Source organism: Bacillus spongiae (assembly GCF_037120725.1).
Taxonomy (GTDB): domain Bacteria; phylum Bacillota; class Bacilli; order Bacillales; family Bacillaceae_K; genus Bacillus_CI; species Bacillus_CI spongiae.
The window spans coordinates 1-19,046 of the sequence record NZ_JBBAXC010000009.1; the positions used below are offsets into that span (position 1 = coordinate 1).

The 19,046-nt window shown below is 33.1% G+C and carries 17 protein-coding genes, 1 rRNA gene and 1 pseudogene; 1 reads left to right on the top strand and 18 read right to left on the bottom strand.

Annotated elements, in window-relative coordinates; genetic code table 11:
- From WAK64_RS11705 to WAK64_RS11725, 5 genes are all read right to left on the bottom strand, one after another.
- Positions 1-194 (bottom strand): 16S ribosomal RNA (locus WAK64_RS11705); the annotation flags it as partial.
- A 535-nt stretch (positions 195-729) separates the two neighbouring features.
- Positions 730-1,248 carry a GNAT family N-acetyltransferase gene (locus tag WAK64_RS11710; protein WP_336587165.1) on the bottom strand — a complete coding sequence of 173 codons (519 nt, stop codon included), beginning with the start codon at positions 1,246-1,248 and terminating at the stop codon, positions 730-732.
- On the bottom strand, positions 1,223-2,164 hold the full coding sequence (locus tag WAK64_RS11715; RefSeq protein ID WP_336587166.1) for a DMT family transporter: 942 nt from the start codon (positions 2,162-2,164) through the stop codon (positions 1,223-1,225). Before WAK64_RS11715 ends, WAK64_RS11710 begins: the two co-directional genes overlap by 26 nt.
- A gap of 746 nt (positions 2,165-2,910) precedes the next feature.
- On the bottom strand, positions 2,911-3,213 hold the full coding sequence (locus WAK64_RS11720) for a hypothetical protein (protein ID WP_336587167.1): 303 nt from the start codon (positions 3,211-3,213) through the stop codon (positions 2,911-2,913).
- A 129-nt stretch (positions 3,214-3,342) separates the two neighbouring features.
- The gene (locus WAK64_RS11725; RefSeq protein WP_336587168.1) at positions 3,343-4,938 is read right to left on the bottom strand and encodes an alpha/beta hydrolase; all 1,596 of its coding nucleotides are present in this window, start codon (positions 4,936-4,938) and stop codon (positions 3,343-3,345) included.
- Between the two features lie 196 nt (positions 4,939-5,134).
- Here WAK64_RS11725 and WAK64_RS11730 point away from each other — a divergent pair, with 196 nt between their 5' ends.
- Complete coding sequence (locus WAK64_RS11730) at positions 5,135-5,695, top strand: CBO0543 family protein (protein WP_336587169.1); 561 nt, start codon at positions 5,135-5,137, stop codon at positions 5,693-5,695.
- Between the two features lie 120 nt (positions 5,696-5,815).
- On the opposite strand, the gene WAK64_RS11735 is transcribed toward WAK64_RS11730, so the two are convergent.
- The 13 genes and pseudogenes from WAK64_RS11735 to WAK64_RS11790 all read right to left on the bottom strand — a co-directional run bounded on the left by WAK64_RS11735 (position 5,816) and on the right by WAK64_RS11790 (position 19,041).
- On the bottom strand, positions 5,816-7,615 hold the full coding sequence (locus tag WAK64_RS11735) for an ABC transporter ATP-binding protein (RefSeq protein ID WP_336587170.1): 1,800 nt from the start codon (positions 7,613-7,615) through the stop codon (positions 5,816-5,818).
- Positions 7,616-8,818: a nucleotidyltransferase domain-containing protein gene (locus WAK64_RS11740; RefSeq protein WP_336587171.1), complete on the bottom strand. Its 1,203-nt coding sequence runs from the start codon at positions 8,816-8,818 to the stop codon at positions 7,616-7,618. It abuts the gene before it with no gap.
- 19 nt (positions 8,819-8,837) lie between these two features.
- On the bottom strand, positions 8,838-9,281 hold the full coding sequence (locus WAK64_RS11745) for a lasso peptide biosynthesis B2 protein (protein ID WP_336587172.1): 444 nt from the start codon (positions 9,279-9,281) through the stop codon (positions 8,838-8,840).
- A gap of 17 nt (positions 9,282-9,298) precedes the next feature.
- Entirely contained in the window at positions 9,299-9,589 is a 291-nt protein-coding gene (locus WAK64_RS11750; RefSeq protein WP_336587173.1) for a lasso peptide biosynthesis PqqD family chaperone, read from the bottom strand.
- Entirely contained in the window at positions 9,576-10,526 is a 951-nt protein-coding gene (locus WAK64_RS11755) for an ATP-binding cassette domain-containing protein (RefSeq protein WP_336587174.1), read from the bottom strand. The genes WAK64_RS11750 and WAK64_RS11755 overlap by 14 nt, the downstream gene beginning before the upstream one ends.
- 106 nt (positions 10,527-10,632) lie before the next feature.
- Positions 10,633-10,764 carry a paeninodin family lasso peptide gene (locus WAK64_RS11760; RefSeq protein WP_336587175.1) on the bottom strand — a complete coding sequence of 44 codons (132 nt, stop codon included), beginning with the start codon at positions 10,762-10,764 and terminating at the stop codon, positions 10,633-10,635.
- A 14-nt stretch (positions 10,765-10,778) separates the two neighbouring features.
- The gene (locus tag WAK64_RS11765) at positions 10,779-12,713 is read right to left on the bottom strand and encodes an asparagine synthase-related protein (protein WP_336587176.1); all 1,935 of its coding nucleotides are present in this window, start codon (positions 12,711-12,713) and stop codon (positions 10,779-10,781) included.
- A 78-nt stretch (positions 12,714-12,791) separates the two neighbouring features.
- A complete protein-coding gene (locus WAK64_RS22430; RefSeq protein ID WP_419465936.1) occupies positions 12,792-12,932 on the bottom strand; it encodes a VanZ family protein in 141 nt (46 codons plus the stop codon).
- A gap of 389 nt (positions 12,933-13,321) precedes the next feature.
- Entirely contained in the window at positions 13,322-14,887 is a 1,566-nt protein-coding gene (locus WAK64_RS11770; RefSeq protein ID WP_336587177.1) for a lipopolysaccharide biosynthesis protein, read from the bottom strand.
- Between the two features lie 288 nt (positions 14,888-15,175).
- Positions 15,176-15,364: pseudogene (locus WAK64_RS11775) on the bottom strand (glycosyltransferase family 2 protein); the annotation flags it as partial.
- The gene (locus tag WAK64_RS11780) at positions 15,348-16,565 is read right to left on the bottom strand and encodes a glycosyltransferase (protein ID WP_336587178.1); all 1,218 of its coding nucleotides are present in this window, start codon (positions 16,563-16,565) and stop codon (positions 15,348-15,350) included. The pseudogene WAK64_RS11775 and the gene WAK64_RS11780, both read right to left, overlap by 17 nt.
- A 68-nt stretch (positions 16,566-16,633) precedes the next feature.
- Positions 16,634-17,830, bottom strand: a complete 1,197-nt coding sequence (locus WAK64_RS11785) for a glycosyltransferase (RefSeq protein ID WP_336587179.1) — start codon at positions 17,828-17,830, stop codon at positions 16,634-16,636.
- A gap of 17 nt (positions 17,831-17,847) precedes the next feature.
- A complete protein-coding gene (locus tag WAK64_RS11790) occupies positions 17,848-19,041 on the bottom strand; it encodes a glycosyltransferase (RefSeq protein WP_336587180.1) in 1,194 nt (397 codons plus the stop codon).
- Positions 19,042-19,046: the final 5 nt, after the last annotated feature.

A 19,046-nucleotide genomic window follows, 5' to 3' on the forward strand; every position in this document is an offset into this window, starting at 1 on the left:
GAGGTGAAAAGGATTATCCGGTATTAGCTCCGGTTTCCCGAAGTTATCCCAGTCTTATAGGTAGGTTGCCCACGTGTTACTCACCCGTCCGCCGCTGACGTCAGGGGAGCAAGCTCCCCATCAGTCCGCTCGACTTGCATGTATTAGGCACGCCGCCAGCGTTCGTCCTGAGCCAGGATCAAACTCTCCATAAAAGTAGTTTGACTTGCTCATGTTTTGTGTAAGAACTAAGTTCTTACGTTTTAGAATTAACGTTGACGTTTCGTCTTTTCAGTTTTCAAAGTTCAATGTTTATCGCTCCGAGGCGACTTTTATAATTTACCATACCCTCCAAAAGAAGTCAATCATTATTTTGAAAAAGTTTTTTTAATCTCTTTCATTTTTTCATGGAATCTTTCGGACGAGTAATAATATATCACGAATATATGAACCTTGCAATAGTCTTTTTAATATTTTTTCATTACTATCTTTTCTATCATATTTTTTCAATCCCAGCATAACTCTAGTAAAAACCATATTATTGAAAGGAGATTGATGATGTTAACTCTGCTCGCTTTTTATATATCGTACATCTCGGCTATCTATTTATTTTGCTATTCTTACATTGAAGCTCTAAGGATTTTCGATTCTACCGAAAAAGTCCATGGTGGAACATTTATTTTTTCGACCACTATGGCTGTGTCGTTTTCTTTCATGTGCTATTGGTTTCTTAATTAAATTGTCTATTATTTAATCAATTGAGAGAACATTTTGCAACTGCTGCAGATCTTCCCACACGATTGCTGTTTCAATTAATAATTTTCCACCTATTTCTACCTGCTTTTCTTTTATTAGATCTCCTTGAAGTTTTTTATAAAACTGAATAGAAGAGTTCTCATTTACCACCCATGTAAATAATGATTTGTACCCTTCGCTCAATAATATAGAAATAGCATAATGGAGAAGTTTCTGCCCTATTTTCTTTTTTTGATGAGTTTGTAATAAATAAATGGCATATAATTCAGCATCAGCAATATTCGTCCTGCCCTTACCGAAACTAGCAAACCCTACTATTCTCCCTTCGCATTCTGCAACATAAGTATGGTGAGAATGTGCTAATATGTTCCTCCACATTTTTATTTTATTATCCACATCTAAAGTGGATAAATATGACTGTGGCAATATTCCTTGATAAGTGGTTTGCCAACTTTCTACATGTACTTTTGCAATACCCTCTCCATCACTAGACTGCGCCTTTCGAATAATCATCTTTCTCTCCTTTAGTAAATGAGGTTTCTCGTTTTTTCCTAGCTGTTCTTTCATCTATTAAAAATATCGCTATTCCCAGTATGATAATTCCTCCACCAAGCACTTGATAGTATGATACAGTCTCAGCCAAGAAATAATAAGCTAACAAGGAAGCACCTACTGGTTCTAACAAAATGGCCATTGAAATCGTCGAGGTACTAATCCATTTTAACGACCAGTTAAAGAGGGTATGACCTAATAAAGTAGGGACGATAGCTAAAAGCAAAAAATATACCCAATCTTCCTTAGGTAAGGAGATAAAATTCTCGCCCTTGATTAACACATAAAAAAATAAGACGACAGAACTAATACTATAGACAACAAATGTATACGTTGTCAGGGATAGGCGCTTTCTAACATGTTGTCCAAATAACAAATACCCAGTGACAAGGGCACAAGCGAGTAAGGCTAAAATATCCCCCCATAAAGCTAGACCACTAATTCTAAAGTCACCCCAACTAATTAAGATACTACCACTTATAGCAATACCACCTGCAACGATTGCTTTAAGACTTATTGCCTCCTTAAAGAATAGATATGTTCCTGCAAATGCAAATAGTGGCTGCAGTGTAACAAGCACTGTAGAACTAGCTACAGAAGTATAATTTAGCGATTCAAACCAAAGAATAAAATGAAATGCTAAAAAGATTCCCGATATTACAGAAAAGAGCCAATCTTTCTTGGTGATTAAGTTGAGTTCATGTCGGTATTTAAACAAAAAGACCGGAGACATTATTACAATCGTAAAAAACAGGCGATAAAAAGCAATAACCCCCGCTTCAGCAGAAGAAGCTTTCACTAATACTGCAGAAGTTGAGACCGCAATTACACCAACCCATAAAGCGATAATAGGGTTTACTTTCTTGTCTTCTCTCATAGACTTCAACCTCTCCATTTACAAATAATTATTTAGGGAATACACTTCTTCTAAATTTACACTATTCTGAACATAAAATTCAATATCTACTAATCTTCTTTGATCTAATTTACTTTACTACTTGTATAAATTAAACATTTTCACTATTTTGGGAACGGTCAAGGGAAGGATATTGTACTAATTATAGCTGCTTTGTTACTGAAAGCAGCGTTTTTCTAAGAGTAGCGCATAGTCGAGGAATTTGTGAATAGAGGATTTTTTACTGTACTACTAAATTGATTGTTTTGTACTGTTTGCACTTCTAACTTAGCTAATAACCAATTATCTTAAGTTCTATCATTGGTGAACTATCGTCCTATTGATATATAATTACGCAACAGCATTTTTTATAGAAAATAATTGTTACATGTACAGCAATAATTATTTCCGAAGAAAAAACAAATATTTCCTATTTTCTCATGATCTATTGAAATGTAATGGTGACCATTGTGACATTCTTATGTACCTTATTAATCATCCTTCTTAGTAATTAAAGGAGAGTGATGATTACATAACCATTACATGAGATAAGCTTTTTAACTTCTACAGATAGAAATTTAACTCTTCTAACATACTCTATTATTTATTTTCACTCCTCTGTTATGAATAGCATAAAAACATACTAACAAAATTTGGATCATTATGGTGAGTATGTTTACGAACTAAACTATTCACAAGCCTATATCGTAAATATATTGTATTTACTTTCATGCACCGATTATATAGCTAAAGCTATTAGCCATTAACTGATTATGACTTCTTTGCGGAACCATATTCTCTATAAATTGAATTAAAACAGACTCCAGCCTGTCTTCACGTCTAACAGCATGTAAATATTGAACAAATTCACATATTTTTTTCGTTTGGTACAAATTAATGTCATTGTCGTATTTTTTAAATATTTCAAACAATACTTTAAAATCGTCATCTGTATATGTATTATTTTTAACACTTGCTTTTAATTGGTCAATTTTATCTTGATCAAGATCTTGTAGCTTTATTTTTTCCATATTATACCTCCTGATTCACGTCATGAAATTAAAGTTACTCTCACCTTACTACATTGACCATTACACTAACATTACAAAAACCTCATTCTATTCGAAAAAGAATGAGGTTTTTTAATTTTTTCACTTTCTTCACATTTTATTTACATTTTCTTTATCTAATAAAAGAGCTTTCCTTTTCTCTTCATAAAATTCCGCTTCAATATCTTTTTTTTCTTTTTGTAATAAATATATCATTTGATCAAAATACAATTCTTCCGCAGGATGATATTTAATAAGCGTTTTTAATATATCAATAGATTGATCAGTAGTTAGGTTACAATCCAATAATTCTTCACAGAGTTCAATAACTCTACTCTCAAGTTTTGTACGAAGCTCTAATGCCCATTCATCATATAAACTAGGAAACAGTGAATCTGGTAGAAGGTGTAACTCCTCAATAATTTCATTAACGTGCTGTTGAATATTTTCAAATTCATCAACTTTACGAAACCAATTTAACCACTGTACATAATCTACTTTTGTTCGTACTGCTAAAGAAATTCCTTCACGTTCAATCATTAAATATTGATCAACCTCATTACCTGTATGCTCCTCTAGTATCGCCTTAATATGATTCAAGGAAACTCGAAGCTGATTTCTAGCTTTATTTAATTCTAAACCAGGCCAAAAAATATCGAATAATTGGTCTCTTGTCACATTTTTATGAAGAGCTATATAGCTAAAGATTTGTTTTGCTTTCCTTTGATTCCATTTCCCCATAACATATTGACCATTTATCTTCACCGAGAATGTCGATACGAAAGAAACCTGTATGACATTTTTACTAAGAAGCTGATGAATACCTGCATCAACGATACTCTCCAAATCTTTAGCAATTTTTTCACCAAATTCTGATTTGGGCAGTGAAATATATTGTTTCTGTGTTACTTTATGAATAAAATCACGAATCCAATGAGCGAGAAGCACACTTTGATCCATCATAATCGCGCTTGAAGCATTAGGAACAATTAAAAATCGATCATCTGTTAAATACTTTATGTCTAATAAGTGCAACTTTGGTGGATAAAGTGGATCATATTCACCAACTACATTAAAAATTGGAACAGAAATGCTTTTAAATTTTTTCGAAGAATAACTTAATACACTTTCCCCACATAATCGATAAAATTGTAAATAATCATTTTCATTAACTACTTTGAGCATATTCACAACTTTTTTTATGTTTCTCTCATCTTTATAATAAAAAAGATTTGGGATAATGCTGTTTATAAATTCTTTCTTTCCTTGTTTAAAAGCTCTAACCCGTTTGTAAAATTCCCTTTCACCTAGATCATGTGGGTAAAAAATGGGCGTTGAAACTAAGGTAAGTGACTGGATGTACGGTTTATTTACTGTAGCCAGTTCAATACCGAAATTGCCTCCTCCACCGTATCCTACAAAATGTACGCGTTGTAATTGCAATTTATTTAAAATAGCCTCTAATTCTTCAGTTAAAAAATCCCATGTCCATTTCTCTTGCCCATGTTCTTTTTGGTTTGTACCGTGTCCAGGAAGATTATATCTAAGCACATGATAGTTAGGCAGTAAATACTCAATAATGGGCTCCCAAATATTCATATCCACTCCCAAGCCATGAACTAATAAAATGGTTTCAGCATGATCTGCATTACATTCATGAAATTGATAGTGTATCGGTTGACTATTATCTAGCAACATAATTGGCATACTAATCTCTCCTACAAAAAATCCCTATTTTCAATAATAGCTTTTCTTACTAGGAAATAACAGAAAAATTTTACAATATATACTCCATTTTTATTTTACCGTTTGTTATATGAAGTTGTAATGATTTATTGCCAAATTGGTGATAAATAGTAAAGATATTCATCGAACACCGTTACCTTAGTGGAAGGAGAGAATTATGGAACAACAGGCTGACTACGAAAAGCTGTTACTTGATACTTATAAATCTATGGAAAACACATACGTTTTAATAAAAGAAGGGTGGTACGGGTACGTCCTTTTCACTCCAATGTGGTGGCTATTAATTTTCCTTACTTTTGCTCCATGGATTATTTGGTATTTTTTTAAACCTAAAAGAAGTGCTGCTCGATTATTATTTGGTGTTTTCTTCGTTACACTCATTTCAATTATTTTGGATTCCATTGGGATTTTGACAGGGGCTTGGTATTACCGTTATAAGTTTGCTCCATTTACGCCGGAATTTATTCCATGGGATATTACAATTATACCAGTCAGCTTGCTCTTTACTCTTCAAATAAAGCCAAAAGCAAACCCATTAATTAAAGGGGTCATATGGGGGGGAAGTGCAGCATTTATCGGAGAACCATTATTAGAGTTTATTGGATTTTATGAGCCTGTTTACTGGAGAAGCGGATATTCCTTTTGGGTATATATTCTACTTTTTCTAATTGCCTATTTCTTCTCTACAAAAATTAATAGCTTTGAAAAGCTTAATTAAATACAATCATACAGAATCCCCCCAATAGTCAGTTTGATATTGAGGGGGTATTCTTTTCAAGACCTTTCTCCATGCCTAAAAGGTGCATATAAAGAAACACACTTCTATAAATTGAAGTACTTAAACTGTGATACCCGTTTGTTTTTCAAGCAAATTACTAAACAAACTTCTTTTTGCTTTTGCCAATTGAGAAAATCCTCCTATTTGAACAATCTTCCCTTTATCTAAAACAACTACTTGGTCTGCATTTCGAATAGTAGATAAACGATGAGCAATGACAATAACCGTCATTTTCCCCTTCAATTTTTCAACTGCTTCTTGAATTTTTGCTTCATTTTCACTATCAAGTGCACTTGTTGCTTCATCTAGTATCAAAATAGACGGTTTTTTTAATATTGCTCTTGCTAAGACTAGCCTTTGCCTTTCTCCACCTGATAGTTTTATTCCTCTATCACCAATTACGGTATCTATACCGTTAGAAAGTCCCTTAACAAAATCAGCAGCAGCTGAGAAGTGCAAAGCCTCCCAAAGTTCGTCCTCACTTGCATTCGGCTCAAGCATAAGCAAATTATCACGGATGGATGCATTAAATAAAAAAGGATCCTGTGGAACATAACTGACTGCTTTCCTTAGTGAAACTAATTTTTCGTCCGTTAGTAAGGTACCGTCTATAAACACTTTCCCTTCTTCAGGCCGATTAAGCCCCATTAAAATATCAATTAATGTGCTTTTCCCCGCGCCCGAAGGACCTACAATAGCAGTCATTGCATTAGCTGGAAATTTTACATTTGAATTCTTAATAGCATACTTGGAATCATCTATATTATAACGGAAATTTACATTTATTAACTCAATATTATCCGAAACAGCTAATGGCATTACTTTATCTGTACCTTGCTTCAGCGGAAATTCATTTGCCTTCCTACATTGATGAAGAAGGTCCTCGATAATGACCAAAGCAGGTATAGTGGTAGCAAGTTGTTCCATATTCGCTTGAATACTTGTAAATCTAGGCCAGAGTCGAGAAAAAATAATAATGATTAAAAACAATTGTTCAGGTTGACTGCGAAACATATTAATAGATAAAAAAATAAAAACGGCTATAATGACAGCTGACGAACACTTATATAAAAGCTGTGAGTTTGTTTTAACTCTTACTAATTCACTTTGTTCTTTTACAATTTCTTCACTCAATCCTTTTAACCATCGGCTTCTTGAACTCTCTAAAGAATTACTTTTAATATCTTTAATGCCGTTAAAACTATCCGTTATACCAGCTAAATACTCTCTGCCAATTTTAGAAGTTTGACTCCCTATACTTTTTGATTTTTTTATAAAATTTCTAGATAAGAAAGCTAAAACGACTCCAGAAAATAATACTAATATCGTCAAGGACGGTGATAACCAAAAAGCAATGCCAAGCTGAATAATGGTAAAAATAATAGATGTCAGTAATTGTAGGAACATACTCGTCCCCCCATTCACTCGACCTATTTCAGTCGTAAGTGAGGTGATGAGATCCGATTTCCGATGCTTTAAGAAGAAGTGCCAGTTTGACTGTAATACATCACGGAACGCTTCCATTCTTAAATGGTTTATAAACCCGACTTGGATTTTCACGTTCCTTCTAGTAATATTTCGTTGCAACATGGCTTGTCCTGCAACAATAAAAAAATAAATCGTTAGTATAAAAATTAATGAGTAAGATGGCGGTATTTTTGTGATAAAACTCAATAACTCGGAGAGGGCTGAAATGTCCGAATCCGTTGGCATAAGCCCACTAACACTTAACATTGGAATTAGCAGTAGAATACCAACTCCTTCTAGCATACTGATTAAAACCATGCCTAACAGATTGATAATCAATATTTTCCCTGAAAAAGAGTATAACCTTTTAGTGAAGTATAGTAAGGATTTCATTTATATCCCCCTATTTAAAGCATGAAGTTTCTTCGTCTTCCTCCAAAACCAGAGAAATGGTCGCAAAGGAAAATACAAAAAATGGAGGCTTTTCGGTAAAGGTAATGTGTCAGCATCATCGGAATATGGAAATAAAAAACTTAAAATAAATAAAGTCTTTTGTCTAAATGTTTTTAATAAAAATAAATAACGTTTATGATATTTTGCTACTTCTTCAGGTAAAGGTTCGGTATGTAAATTGACCATATTCTCAAAATAAAATACAGTATTTTGACTTAATTCAACGGCTTTTCTACTTTTTATTAGCGGATCCATTTCTTTATTTAATTCCGTTCCAAAAAGATTGGCTGATAGTAATAATGCTTGGCCAACTATTTGATAAGAATAGTATTTTTTTGAAAGTTTAAAAATAAGGGTCCAATCCAGCTCTTCAGATTGATTTTGAAATAATTGATGTATATCAACGACCCACCTTAATCGAGACCAACCATGTCTAGCTCCATGTGAGATAAGGAATAATAATAAATCCTCTCTTCCAAGATAATAGCTTGGAGATGGTGTAATATTACTAACTCTCTTCCTATTCCACAAATCATTAAAATTCGGTTCAGGTCCAGGACCAGGATTTAATCTCCAATGCACTTCAAGTTTCACGCGTTTTTCAGGATGAAAATAAGCAACGTGATGATGTCTCCATTTCCAATCACTTAATACTGTTGAAATGTAATCATCTTTCACATACCCACAATCTACTAATAAATCATGGACTCGATCTAATTCGTCTATTGGGATTAGGACATCGATATCACTAGAAGTTCGGCGAGAAATATCTCCGTAAAGGTCATCAGCTAAAACAGGGCCTTTTAAAAATAGCATTCTTACATTCTCTTTTAGCAGAAGGCTATTTAAACTCTCCATTTCATGAGTAAGGTGTAGCATTTTTATCGTGTTTTTTTGGTATGCTTTCTTCAATCGGTTGATAATTTGAGACGGAATTTGAATTTGCTGATTTTCGTCTGCCTTTAAGAAAATCTGTGGATAAATACGGTGATGCTTTGCGAGGCTTAAAAATGTTTCCCAATCAATACTACGATCAGACTTATAAGAAGAAGGAGTATGACCATTATCAAATTTTAATATTTCTATAAGCAATTTCAATTCTTGTTTTACATTGTTTAAATCAAGCCTCAACTTGTTTTCCATTAACCTTCACCTTCAATCTTTAATGAGCTTTATTCTGGAATGTTCCGACGACTGTAAATCGTTTCATCTCTTCATAGCCAGTAATATAAATGGATCCACTTCTTAACCAAGCATGCGCAATCATTTTTCCTTCTTCGTCTTTTGCTGTACCTAAATATAAGGTAGTTTCTATTTTTCTTCTCTTCATCATCTTCATTCCAGCAATAGCCTTCACTAAACATTGACTTTCCCAGAAAGTATAACGACTCATTATATGAATAGCTTGAGAGACTTGCTTTGCTTTTTTCACATTCACCCCTTCTAGTTCAAAAGGTGACTCTTTCATATGACGACCAAATGAAGGAGCTACTTTTTTAAATGGTAACTCTTTCATAATTCTACCCAACGCCAAATAGAAGAAAGCTTCAATAAAAATCCATTTTGTTTTATTATTTAAAGATAAAAACAATGCTATTTTTTTCATGTACTTTTCACCTAACGCTACACTACAATGACTAATTGTTCTTGTCTTAATAATTCTAAAAATGATAACACCTGTTCTTCACATTCCTGTTTCGATATTTCATATTCAGCCATTAGCTTGGTCACTAATGTCGAAATAGGAAGCGGATTATCAATCAATTCCCAAATCCTCCCACCGACATCCCCTAGATTATAATATTTTCCATTAGAGATACTTAACATTACTTTCTCTCCATTCATATCGCTAACAATACTGCCCTCGACTTGTTTAATACTGTCGTTAGTAGTAAGTTTTTCAATTTTCATCATCGATTAAGTCCCCTTTTATCGTTTTTAATAGTAAGGATTGTAATTCGAATGGAGTAAATTTAGTTAGTGGTCGCTTCACTCGATAAACTTCTAGTTGATGAGCACATTTCGCTGTCATATCAAAATGCCACTCTAAAAGATTTAAGCCCTTTAAAAAAGAATTTCTATAAGTATGATGCAGTAAAATTGGCAGTTTTTCTAAACGACTGTCGATTCGAGTTAATTCTATAGAATCTTGTTCCGATTTCACTAATTCGAATACACCTGCAAGGGGTAACGACTCACCGTCATAAAAATTAGAGGCTACTGGAATTGCATATTTTGTTTCTCTTTCAAATAAAGGCTTAAATTCATTTGGGTGCATCTCTAATTTCTTCAAACTTTCTTCCCATAACTTTTGTTGTGGGTACGATGGGGCTACTGTAATTTCCCCATTTAAGGAATGGGATAAAGCTATCACATCATCGCTTAATAGTGGGTATCCATTATCTATAAAAGTAGCAGCTAAAGTAGACTTTCCTGCTCCTGATTCACCGACAATAGCATAAGCTTTTCCATCGATTACAACCGCACTTCCATGCAATGGTAATATTCTTCTTTGCATCAGTAGAATTCCCATACAAGTACCAAGTACATAAAGACGAATTTTATCGTAATCAGCATGAAGAGATGGAGAAACAATTATACTATTTCCATTTAAGACACCAAAAATGGCAGTATTCTTTATATGAAATAGGACCTCTTTTTCCTTAACGATAAATTTCCCTTCAATCCCAATCTCGTTCCAGCGTTCGGTTAAGTCTGCTATCGTTATATCAATATCTGCATGATAGCTTTCTTCAAAAAATGTATATTCTTTTAGTTCTGGAAGTGGGATTTCACTTTCGATTACCATTCCAAAAGCTTTATAAGTCGCTTTAGTCATTGTGTCGACCATATTCATCACTCCATGATAATCTTCGATATGCTTACTATTAAGCCCCTATATACATATAGAATATAAGGGCTTAATTAGTAAAGTAGAGCCATTTGTACTACAATTCTTAGCTAAAGTGATCGTTATCCTCGATATCTGGGTCATTTTGATAGTCATCTACCCAACGAAGTCCAGGACCTGCCATTGTCATATCAATTGATAGAATTTCTAATTCTGGTGTTTCCCAATTCTTTTTCATTATTTCACCCCCTTTCAAGTACGTTTTTTTAGAAATCGATATAAAATTAGGCTGCGCATCAGAATTTTAAAATCCTCGTGCAAAGCCAAATCAGGACTAGGATTTTCCCTTACATTACATAATGACTTGCGTAATACTTTTGTATCAATAAACTGAGAAATGGATGTGTCGTTCATTAATTGGTCTAGCTCACTAGTAAACTCGGACCAATTCGGCATCATTCTATGAACAATATCTACACCTTGTGCTCCACGGTACCGATGATTCAAACGAACTTCATCTGGCAAATAGTCAACGGTCGACCGACGAATTAACGAGCGCTCTATTCCATTCTGAACGAATTGAGAATCTGGCAATGATAAACAAAAGCGAATAATACGCAAATCATTTGTTGGATCACGTCTCCACAAAGAGAATCGTAACGATAGATTGGTGTCACTTACACCATTCCCCCAATAAAATAATTGCTTAAATTGTTCCTCTCTTGCCTTGCTTGCTCCAGGTATTCTTCTTCCTGTAATATCTATCCCGTGCTCTCTTACCTTTTGAGCGACATTTGTTTTCTTAGCAAAATCAGAATTAATAAATTGAGGAAATGAAAACTGATTATCGAGTGTAAGCCATTCGTTTATAATGGGAAATGCACTCCGAGTAACCATTTTTAAAAGCTGTTTTCTTCCCATTCTTTTTACTCTGGCGTAATGATTAATCTCTTTATAAAAAGTTAGTAGTTTTAGTTTTTTTAATAACCTTCCATAATAATCAATTGATGACCCCCAAGAGATCGTCCAATTTCCTCGAGCTCCATTTAGAAGCATTCCAATATCATGCTTAGCTGCCTGTTCATAAATGCCATATATCCAAAAGGAATTATTAAAAAACTTATAAGGCATCTCAACTGTTTCTAGCCAAGTATCAATTTCAGTAAAGGGGTTTCTATCTTTAAAATCAAGATAATGATCTTGAATATTCCCAACATGCTTAACGGTCGTTTGAATAAACGGTGTTTCATCAGCGACGCGTGAACGTGGCGTCCAGTCTTCAAAATCCTTAACGGGTACATAGCTGAAGGTATGTATTTGTTTATTTTCTTTTCTTAATTCTTTCGAAGCAAAACTAACCACCGTGCCTGAATCCAATCCACCACTTAAATATGCCCCTACATTCCGATTCGTACGTAGTCTATCAGCGACGGACCGTCCGAATATTTCTTTGAAAGCCTCTTCATATTCTTCGTTTGATTGAAGGATGAGTCTTTCTTTTGGTTGTAAAGGAGTATGTTTTTTAAGATTCATTCTCCCATCTTGAAAGGCAATGGAATGTGATGGTGGTACTTGTTGAATATGTTTATACACGGTTGAAGAAGTATCAACAGTATTAAACATATCGGGAATAATGAGAAATTCAGCAATCCACTCCTCATTGAGCTGTTGTTTAACAAAAGATAGCTCAAATAGAGGAGCTAAGGTCGTTGAGAAAGCAAAGCAATTCTCTGAATAAACATAATACAGAGTACGACTTCCGGCAAAATCCCTCGAGCCGAACAGCTTTTTCTCCCTTTCATCCCAAATCATAAAAGCATATTCTCCGATTAGGTAATTAGGACACTCTTCTCCCCATTTCTCATACGCTAACAAAATCAATTGGCTATCAGGTATCCCTTTTCTTATCGCTCTGTCTGTTTGCAAACGATCAAAAAGTTCATCTCTGTTATCAATGATTGCATCAGCCGTGATTGCCAATTGTTTTTCCTGATTAAAAAAAGGTAGACGCTCTCCTACAGATTCAGGCGTAATCCACTGTGCGTGACAGCCAAAGAAGAGATTGTTCATCTTCAAAACTTGTATATCATCAGAGGGAAACTTCTCTAGTGAGACCATCATCTTATTTATGTCTTCTATATTGAGTAAATGACTATTTTCATGATAGATTCCTGTAATGGCACTCATGTATATATCCCTCCCCCTTAACAATACTATTTCTTATAGAGAACAATTTTAACTCTATTTCTTCCAACTACATACTTTTTATGATAGATAATTCTTAATACTATTCTTTTTAAAGTCATTTAGTAATAACGAACGAAATGGTACAAAATATTGATGAACCTCTTCAATTGAAGCATATCTAATCGAAATGACTAGTGTATATAACTCGATTGATTTCATTATTTTTTAAATGAGGAAAAATAACCAATTAATAGCAGGTATCATACCGCAAACTCAACAAAATGAAGTAACTATAATGCTATTCCCTCACCAATATTTTACGCTAGCATATTATGATTCTTGGTTAAGAGAGCTTGATTAAATCCAGATGATAAGCATATTAGATACTAACGCTGCCAATAATAATGTATGTACAATCGTACATTTCAATGAATAATTAACCCCCAAGTCATTCTTTCCTCAGGTCACTATAGTTCTTTATAAAGAACATGAACCCCAAAAAGAAAAACCGAATCAATTCGTTCTATATAAAGAACAATACTACATTTAATAAAAGAACGCAATACTATAATTATATAATTTTTAGATAAAAATTAATTTCGTAAATGTTATGATTTTTCTACCTTTAAATTACTCTTTTTTAATACCAACACGACCTTAGAGAAGAATGGTTGTCTTTTCAAAAACTGGATCATATATTTTAATTCCTCCGTCTTAAAAAAGACTACCCCGTAAATGATTGCAGGGATTAAAAGACTAATTATCCCTTTCACAACCAATGTTAATAACTCTTGCTCAAATACAATAGCTTGGCAAGCAGCAGTCGTAATAGTAAAAGCCACCCCTCCAATTAGAAGGTATAGAAAATATTTCTGATAATAGAAAACAAAAGACTTTTTAAAAACATGCTTATACACAATAATCGGTTGTGTCCAAAATACCGTTAACAGTGTGCTTAAAGTCGTCCCTATAAATATGCCTACTAGGCCATAGTATTTAACGAGAATTAACGATGAAATTAAATTAATGCCTCCTTCAATTAAAGGAGCATACTTATCCTGTTTGAACAGCCCAGCCTTATTTTTAAATGTAGCAATAGAAGTTCGCATACCAGTTAAATAAAAATTAATTAAAATAAAAACAAGTATAAGATCTGTAAAGACATACTCACTACCAAACCACCATGATATAAAAGGATCAAGAAGATTGAATAGGAAAATTACACACGTAGAATAAATCCAAAAATTTACTAAGTATGTAATTTGAAAGATAAAGTAATTCTTTTCACTACCTTCTGTAGCGATTAAATTTCCAATACTCGCACCCACTCCTCCAAGTATTGGCTTTACAAATGCATTTAGTTGCGTAATAATCATCGTATAATTTGAATAAATACCGACTGTTGCTAAACCGATAAATGAGGAAATTAATAGGTTATCGGTCCCAAACACAAGGAAGCCACCAATATTATGTAAAAATAAGGCTTTTACATTTGTCTTAATATTCGTTTTTGTTTCCTCATCTAAAGAATATTTCACCTTTGTTCTAATATAAGGGTATCTTCTATCTACAATTTTTCCATTCACAATCACTTGCACACCGTACAACAAAAATTCTATTATCAAGTAAAGAATAAAATCTTTTGTAACAATCAAAATAATAATTTTAGCGATTGTCGTTATTACTTGAAATAGAAGGTTCATTCTATCTAGTACATATCCTCGTTGATCCGCATAAATAAGAGACCATTTATGCGCATTCAAATAAGATAATAAGTTCTTTGCAATAAATAAAAAATAAATCATTGTTAGATTTGAAATGGAACTATCATCTTTTATTAATCCACCTAAAAATGGATATAAACAAATACTAATGATTAAAATAATAACCGCTAAATACCCATAGACTTTTTTATATAGTTGCACTAAAGCAATGACTTTTTTTTGATCTTTTTCAGCTAAAGGTTTATACAAATTATAAACAATACTTAAACCAATGCCACCTTCTACAAGGGCCAACATCGACAATACATTTGTTAATAATCCATTTATCCCTAAGTAATCAATCCCCAAACTATCTAGGAATATTTTACGAGAAATAAAGCCTAGAATAACTATAACTAATTGTGAAATAATTCCTATAAAGATATTATTTAATGAATGCTTCGTCCTCATTTTTCATTATCCTATTCTAATTAATTTCTACTTATTCCAGAATTAATAAAGATTTTTTACTTGCCTTACACCACAGTATAGTTAGGCCCATTTTAGTTCATGGATAGAATTGATAGGGTGTAATGAAAGTAAGCTAGTATACGTCATTTCTAATCGCTTCTATTATTTATTAATATTTGTTTGATTAGTAATCTATACAGCATCGGATGTAGCTTTGTGATAAAAAGCAAGAGCTTTACATTTCGTGGGAATTTTTTTAGTCTAATGACTTCATAGAAATGGTTATTCAATGACCTTTACTCTAGAATCTATTCTTTCATACTCATCACAAATCATTCCACACCTATCAGGTGATCCGTCGTTGATAAGGATAAGTTCGAAATCAGTAAATGTTTGCCCAAGAATTGAATCTATACATTTATGAATATATTGTTCAACATTATAAATGGGTACTATAATACTAATCCTTGGTTTCATACACTTCACTTTCCCCCTCAATGTATGTAAACAGTTTATGAACTTCTAATTTCGTATTGACTTTTGACAAAGATACATTTCTTATCAGCTTTTCCCTTTTTTGTTTATTTTCAATAAGATCTTTTATTTTTATATACAAATCCTCTTCATCAAACTCAGCTATCAGTCCATTTTGATTATGAATTATCTGCTCTCTAGCTCCTGTAAAATTGGTTGTAATAATAGGTTTATGTAAACATTTTGCCTCCGCTAGTGTAAGGCAGTATCCTTCATGCCTAGAAGTTTGAACATAGATATCTGCCTTTGCGATATACGGATAAGGGTTTGGAGTAGCGCCCAATAAAACAAATTCATTCTTTAGATCATACTCCTTGATTAAATGTTCATATTCTTCTCGATTTTTCCCTTCTCCTACACAATACCACTTCACGTTATAGCCCGTCTTTTTCAATCTTGATAACACCTTTATTGCAAGATCTTGCCCTTTTTCTTTTGATAGCCGTCCTACTGTAACAATTTTCATTCCATCAAATTGCTCATCAAAATCAACCTGATTTCTTGACATTTGTTCTATTAAATTAGGTGAAATTAAATTAAAAAATACTTCTGTTTTCTCTTTATTGTCTGGGAGCTTTTGAATTAATTTTTTTCTAGCTTCATGCGACACAACAAAAATTCTTTCGAAATTTTTATGAAGCTTACTGTAAAGCTTTTGATTAATTTTATGTTTTGTTACATCAAAATGAATCCAGGAAATCTTCTTTTTAGCTATAACTTTATTCGCAACATAGTAGTCCAAAATATCCGTAGGACTTTGGTATGAAATAGCAACGTCATAAGCTAGTGGTTCATTAGCAATCGATTTAAATACTTGATGATAATAAATACTTCTATCTTCAAGCTTTTTAGAAATATAATAGCCCCATAAAAATCCAGGAATTTTTAATATGTCTTTTTTTATGAAATATTGATGAATGGTCGTTTGGGGAGGCTGCATAATAATTGGCTTAATTTGTTTATACCAATCAACTTCTCTAACCTTTACCCAATCTGGAACATAGCTTAAAAAGCCTCCCTTTTTCTCTAATAGCAATAGAGTAATATCGTATTTTCCCTTTGGTATTGAGGACAATAGATTAAGAAGTGACTTTTCAACCCCTCCTATTTCCATACTCGAAACCATTATTAGCACTTTTTTCATAGGTGGCCTCCAAATTGGTAGAATGAAATAAAACTTCCACAAGAAGGATGTTATTTCCTGTGGAAGTTTTAAGATTCATTAGCAAATTTATAGATTTTATCTAACTCATTTGAAGTGTCTATATGTTCTTTCATTAAGTTCCTTTTAAACGTTTTTTGCAATTCCTGCCTATCCAATATCATTCTTATAGCATTTAACAATTGGCTTTCATCAAACTCTACGATTAATCCAGTCTCATTATGTGTTATTTGTTCGTTAGCTCCAGTAAAATTTGTCGTGATAATTGGTTTGTGGAAACATCTAGCTTCAGCAAGGGTAATACAATACCCTTCATGACGCGATGGTTGAACATATAGGTCACAATATTTCATATAAGGATACGGGTTAGCACTGGAACCTAGTAATATAAAGTCATCCTCTACATTCAATTCTCTTGCAAGTTGTTCATATTCTTTTCTTGCACTACCTTCGCCGATACAATACCATCGAACGTTGTATTCTAATTCCTTTAATTTTGCTAACACATGGATAATTAAATCCTGTCCTTTTTCTTTACTTAACCTTCCAACTGTTAAGATTCTTATTCCATCAAAATCATCCACAAACCCTGATCCCTTATCGGAGAGTTCTCTCACTAACTCTGAAGACACAATGTTAGAAAACGAATCTATATTATGCCTTACATTTGGGATTACATTGCTTAATTTTTCTTTCCCTTCATCTGACACCACAAATATTTTGTCAAAATTCTGATATAATTTTGCAGCAAGTTTTTTATTAAATCCTATTTTGTTTACATCAAAATGAATCCACTGAATTCTCTTTTTTGCCGTTAGTTTAGTTAATACGAAAAAACTAATGAAATCCATTGGACCAGCATAAGCTACCGCTATATCGTACTCGGTTGTATCTTTAGGATATTCCTTAAGAATATATTTATAAAGCAACCCCCGATCATTTACCAGCTTAGAGAGCAAATAGATAAATGCGAAGTGTATGCCTTTCATCCACCTTCCTTTCCTCACTAACTGTTCGACTATTTGAAAAGGAGGCAAAGTTAGTTGAGACTTAACCTTGGCGTAATCTGTTAAATATTTAATGTGAACATAATCGGGAATAGACTGTAAAAATCCACCCCTTTTCTCTAACATATAAATCGTAATATCAAATTTTTCTTGAGGCATTTCCGATATCATATTAAGCAGTGCTTTTTCCGTACCACCAATATTCATATCGATCACCATAAAAACAATTTTTTTCTTCAATAAAATTCACCTTTTTATTAGCTTATCAATTGATAAAATTTTTGAATCTCTTCAATATTACCCTTTTTCTCTAATCTCAAGTATTGCTTAATATTCTCTTTCAATTCTGGATTTTCAACTAGTTTTACAATTGCAGACGCTACACCATTCGCATTCATCTCTACTACTAATCCATTTTTTCCATCTTTCATTTGATTAAATACAGAATCAAATTTCGTTGTAACCACAGGGATATTTAACATTCTGGCCTCCGCGATGGCCAATCCAAATCCTTCGAACCTAGATGTTTGAACGTAAAAATCAGCATTTAGCAGATAAGGATATGGATTTGCCTTAACCCCTAATAAGACAAAGTGATCAGTCAATTCATGTTCGGTAATAAATTCCTCAATTTCGTGTTTTAAAGGTCCTTTCCCTAACACATACCACCTGAAATTGACACCAGATTCTTTAAGTTGCTTACATGCCTCTAAGGCAATATCATACCCTTTTGACTGAGATAACCTTCCAATTGTTAGAATTTTTATTCCTGAAAAATCATCTGAATACCCTTTTCCTATTTTAGCCATATCATTTATAAAAATAGGATTGTTTATATCATAAATGACTTTTATACGTTCTGCATACTCTGGAAATACTTCGAGTAAAATATTTTTTGCTGTATCAGATACAGCAACAATTTTTTCATATTTTTCATAATACGGCAGTTGGAACTGTCTCTCTTTTTTATTCAAATGATAACTTGCATTAACCCAAGCAAATTTCTTCGTTGCCTTTACTTTTTCTGCAACAAAATAAGTCGGAATGCCTTGAGCATAGCTAATGGCAATATCATATTTTTTCGGTAGTTCCTCAATCACATTTCCGACACTTTCCCAGAATAACCTTGCTTTTACTATATTGCTATGTTTGTTGCTTCTAAGCATAACGGAATAGCGAAACCTTGCATAAAGCATCTTATATTCTGATTTTTTCACCGCCGTTTGTAGTGATTTTTTTACACTTAAATTTGAGAACTTAGTATATTTTAATGGCGGTAATATCGTTACTTCTTTAGGCACTAGCTTTTCAAGCAATGACCCATGAGAAAATAACAGAAGATCAACGTTATACTTTTTATAATCTAACAAGGATAATAGCGTTACTAAACTCTTTTCAGCTCCAGCTACGTCTAATGAATCAATGACAAATAATAAGTTTTTTTTCATCATGATCT

Excerpts from the sequence above, each read along its gene's own strand:
- WAK64_RS11745 (WP_336587172.1), bottom strand. The coding sequence starts at position 9,281 with ATGAAAAAAATAGCATTGTTTTTATCTTTAAATAATAAAACAAAATGG.
- WAK64_RS11765 (WP_336587176.1), bottom strand. The coding sequence starts at position 12,713 with ATGAGTGCCATTACAGGAATCTATCATGAAAATAGTCATTTACTCAAT.
- WAK64_RS11780 (WP_336587178.1), bottom strand. The coding sequence starts at position 16,565 with ATGAAAAAAGTGCTAATAATGGTTTCGAGTATGGAAATAGGAGGGGTT.
- WAK64_RS11740 (WP_336587171.1), bottom strand. The coding sequence starts at position 8,818 with ATGGAAAACAAGTTGAGGCTTGATTTAAACAATGTAAAACAAGAATTG.
- WAK64_RS11725 (WP_336587168.1), bottom strand. The coding sequence starts at position 4,938 with ATGCCAATTATGTTGCTAGATAATAGTCAACCGATACACTATCAATTT.
- WAK64_RS11790 (WP_336587180.1), bottom strand. The coding sequence starts at position 19,041 with ATGATGAAAAAAAACTTATTATTTGTCATTGATTCATTAGACGTAGCT.
- WAK64_RS11720 (WP_336587167.1), bottom strand. The coding sequence starts at position 3,213 with ATGGAAAAAATAAAGCTACAAGATCTTGATCAAGATAAAATTGACCAA.
- WAK64_RS11735 (WP_336587170.1), bottom strand. The coding sequence starts at position 7,615 with ATGAAATCCTTACTATACTTCACTAAAAGGTTATACTCTTTTTCAGGG.
- WAK64_RS11710 (WP_336587165.1), bottom strand. The coding sequence starts at position 1,248 with ATGATTATTCGAAAGGCGCAGTCTAGTGATGGAGAGGGTATTGCAAAA.
- WAK64_RS11760 (WP_336587175.1), bottom strand. The coding sequence starts at position 10,764 with ATGAAAAAGAATTGGGAAACACCAGAATTAGAAATTCTATCAATTGAT.
- WAK64_RS11730 (WP_336587169.1), top strand. The coding sequence starts at position 5,135 with ATGGAACAACAGGCTGACTACGAAAAGCTGTTACTTGATACTTATAAA.
- WAK64_RS11715 (WP_336587166.1), bottom strand. The coding sequence starts at position 2,164 with ATGAGAGAAGACAAGAAAGTAAACCCTATTATCGCTTTATGGGTTGGT.
- WAK64_RS22430 (WP_419465936.1), bottom strand. The coding sequence starts at position 12,932 with ATGAAATCAATCGAGTTATATACACTAGTCATTTCGATTAGATATGCT.
- WAK64_RS11750 (WP_336587173.1), bottom strand. The coding sequence starts at position 9,589 with ATGATGAAAATTGAAAAACTTACTACTAACGACAGTATTAAACAAGTC.
- WAK64_RS11755 (WP_336587174.1), bottom strand. The coding sequence starts at position 10,526 with ATGGTCGACACAATGACTAAAGCGACTTATAAAGCTTTTGGAATGGTA.
- WAK64_RS11770 (WP_336587177.1), bottom strand. The coding sequence starts at position 14,887 with ATGAGGACGAAGCATTCATTAAATAATATCTTTATAGGAATTATTTCA.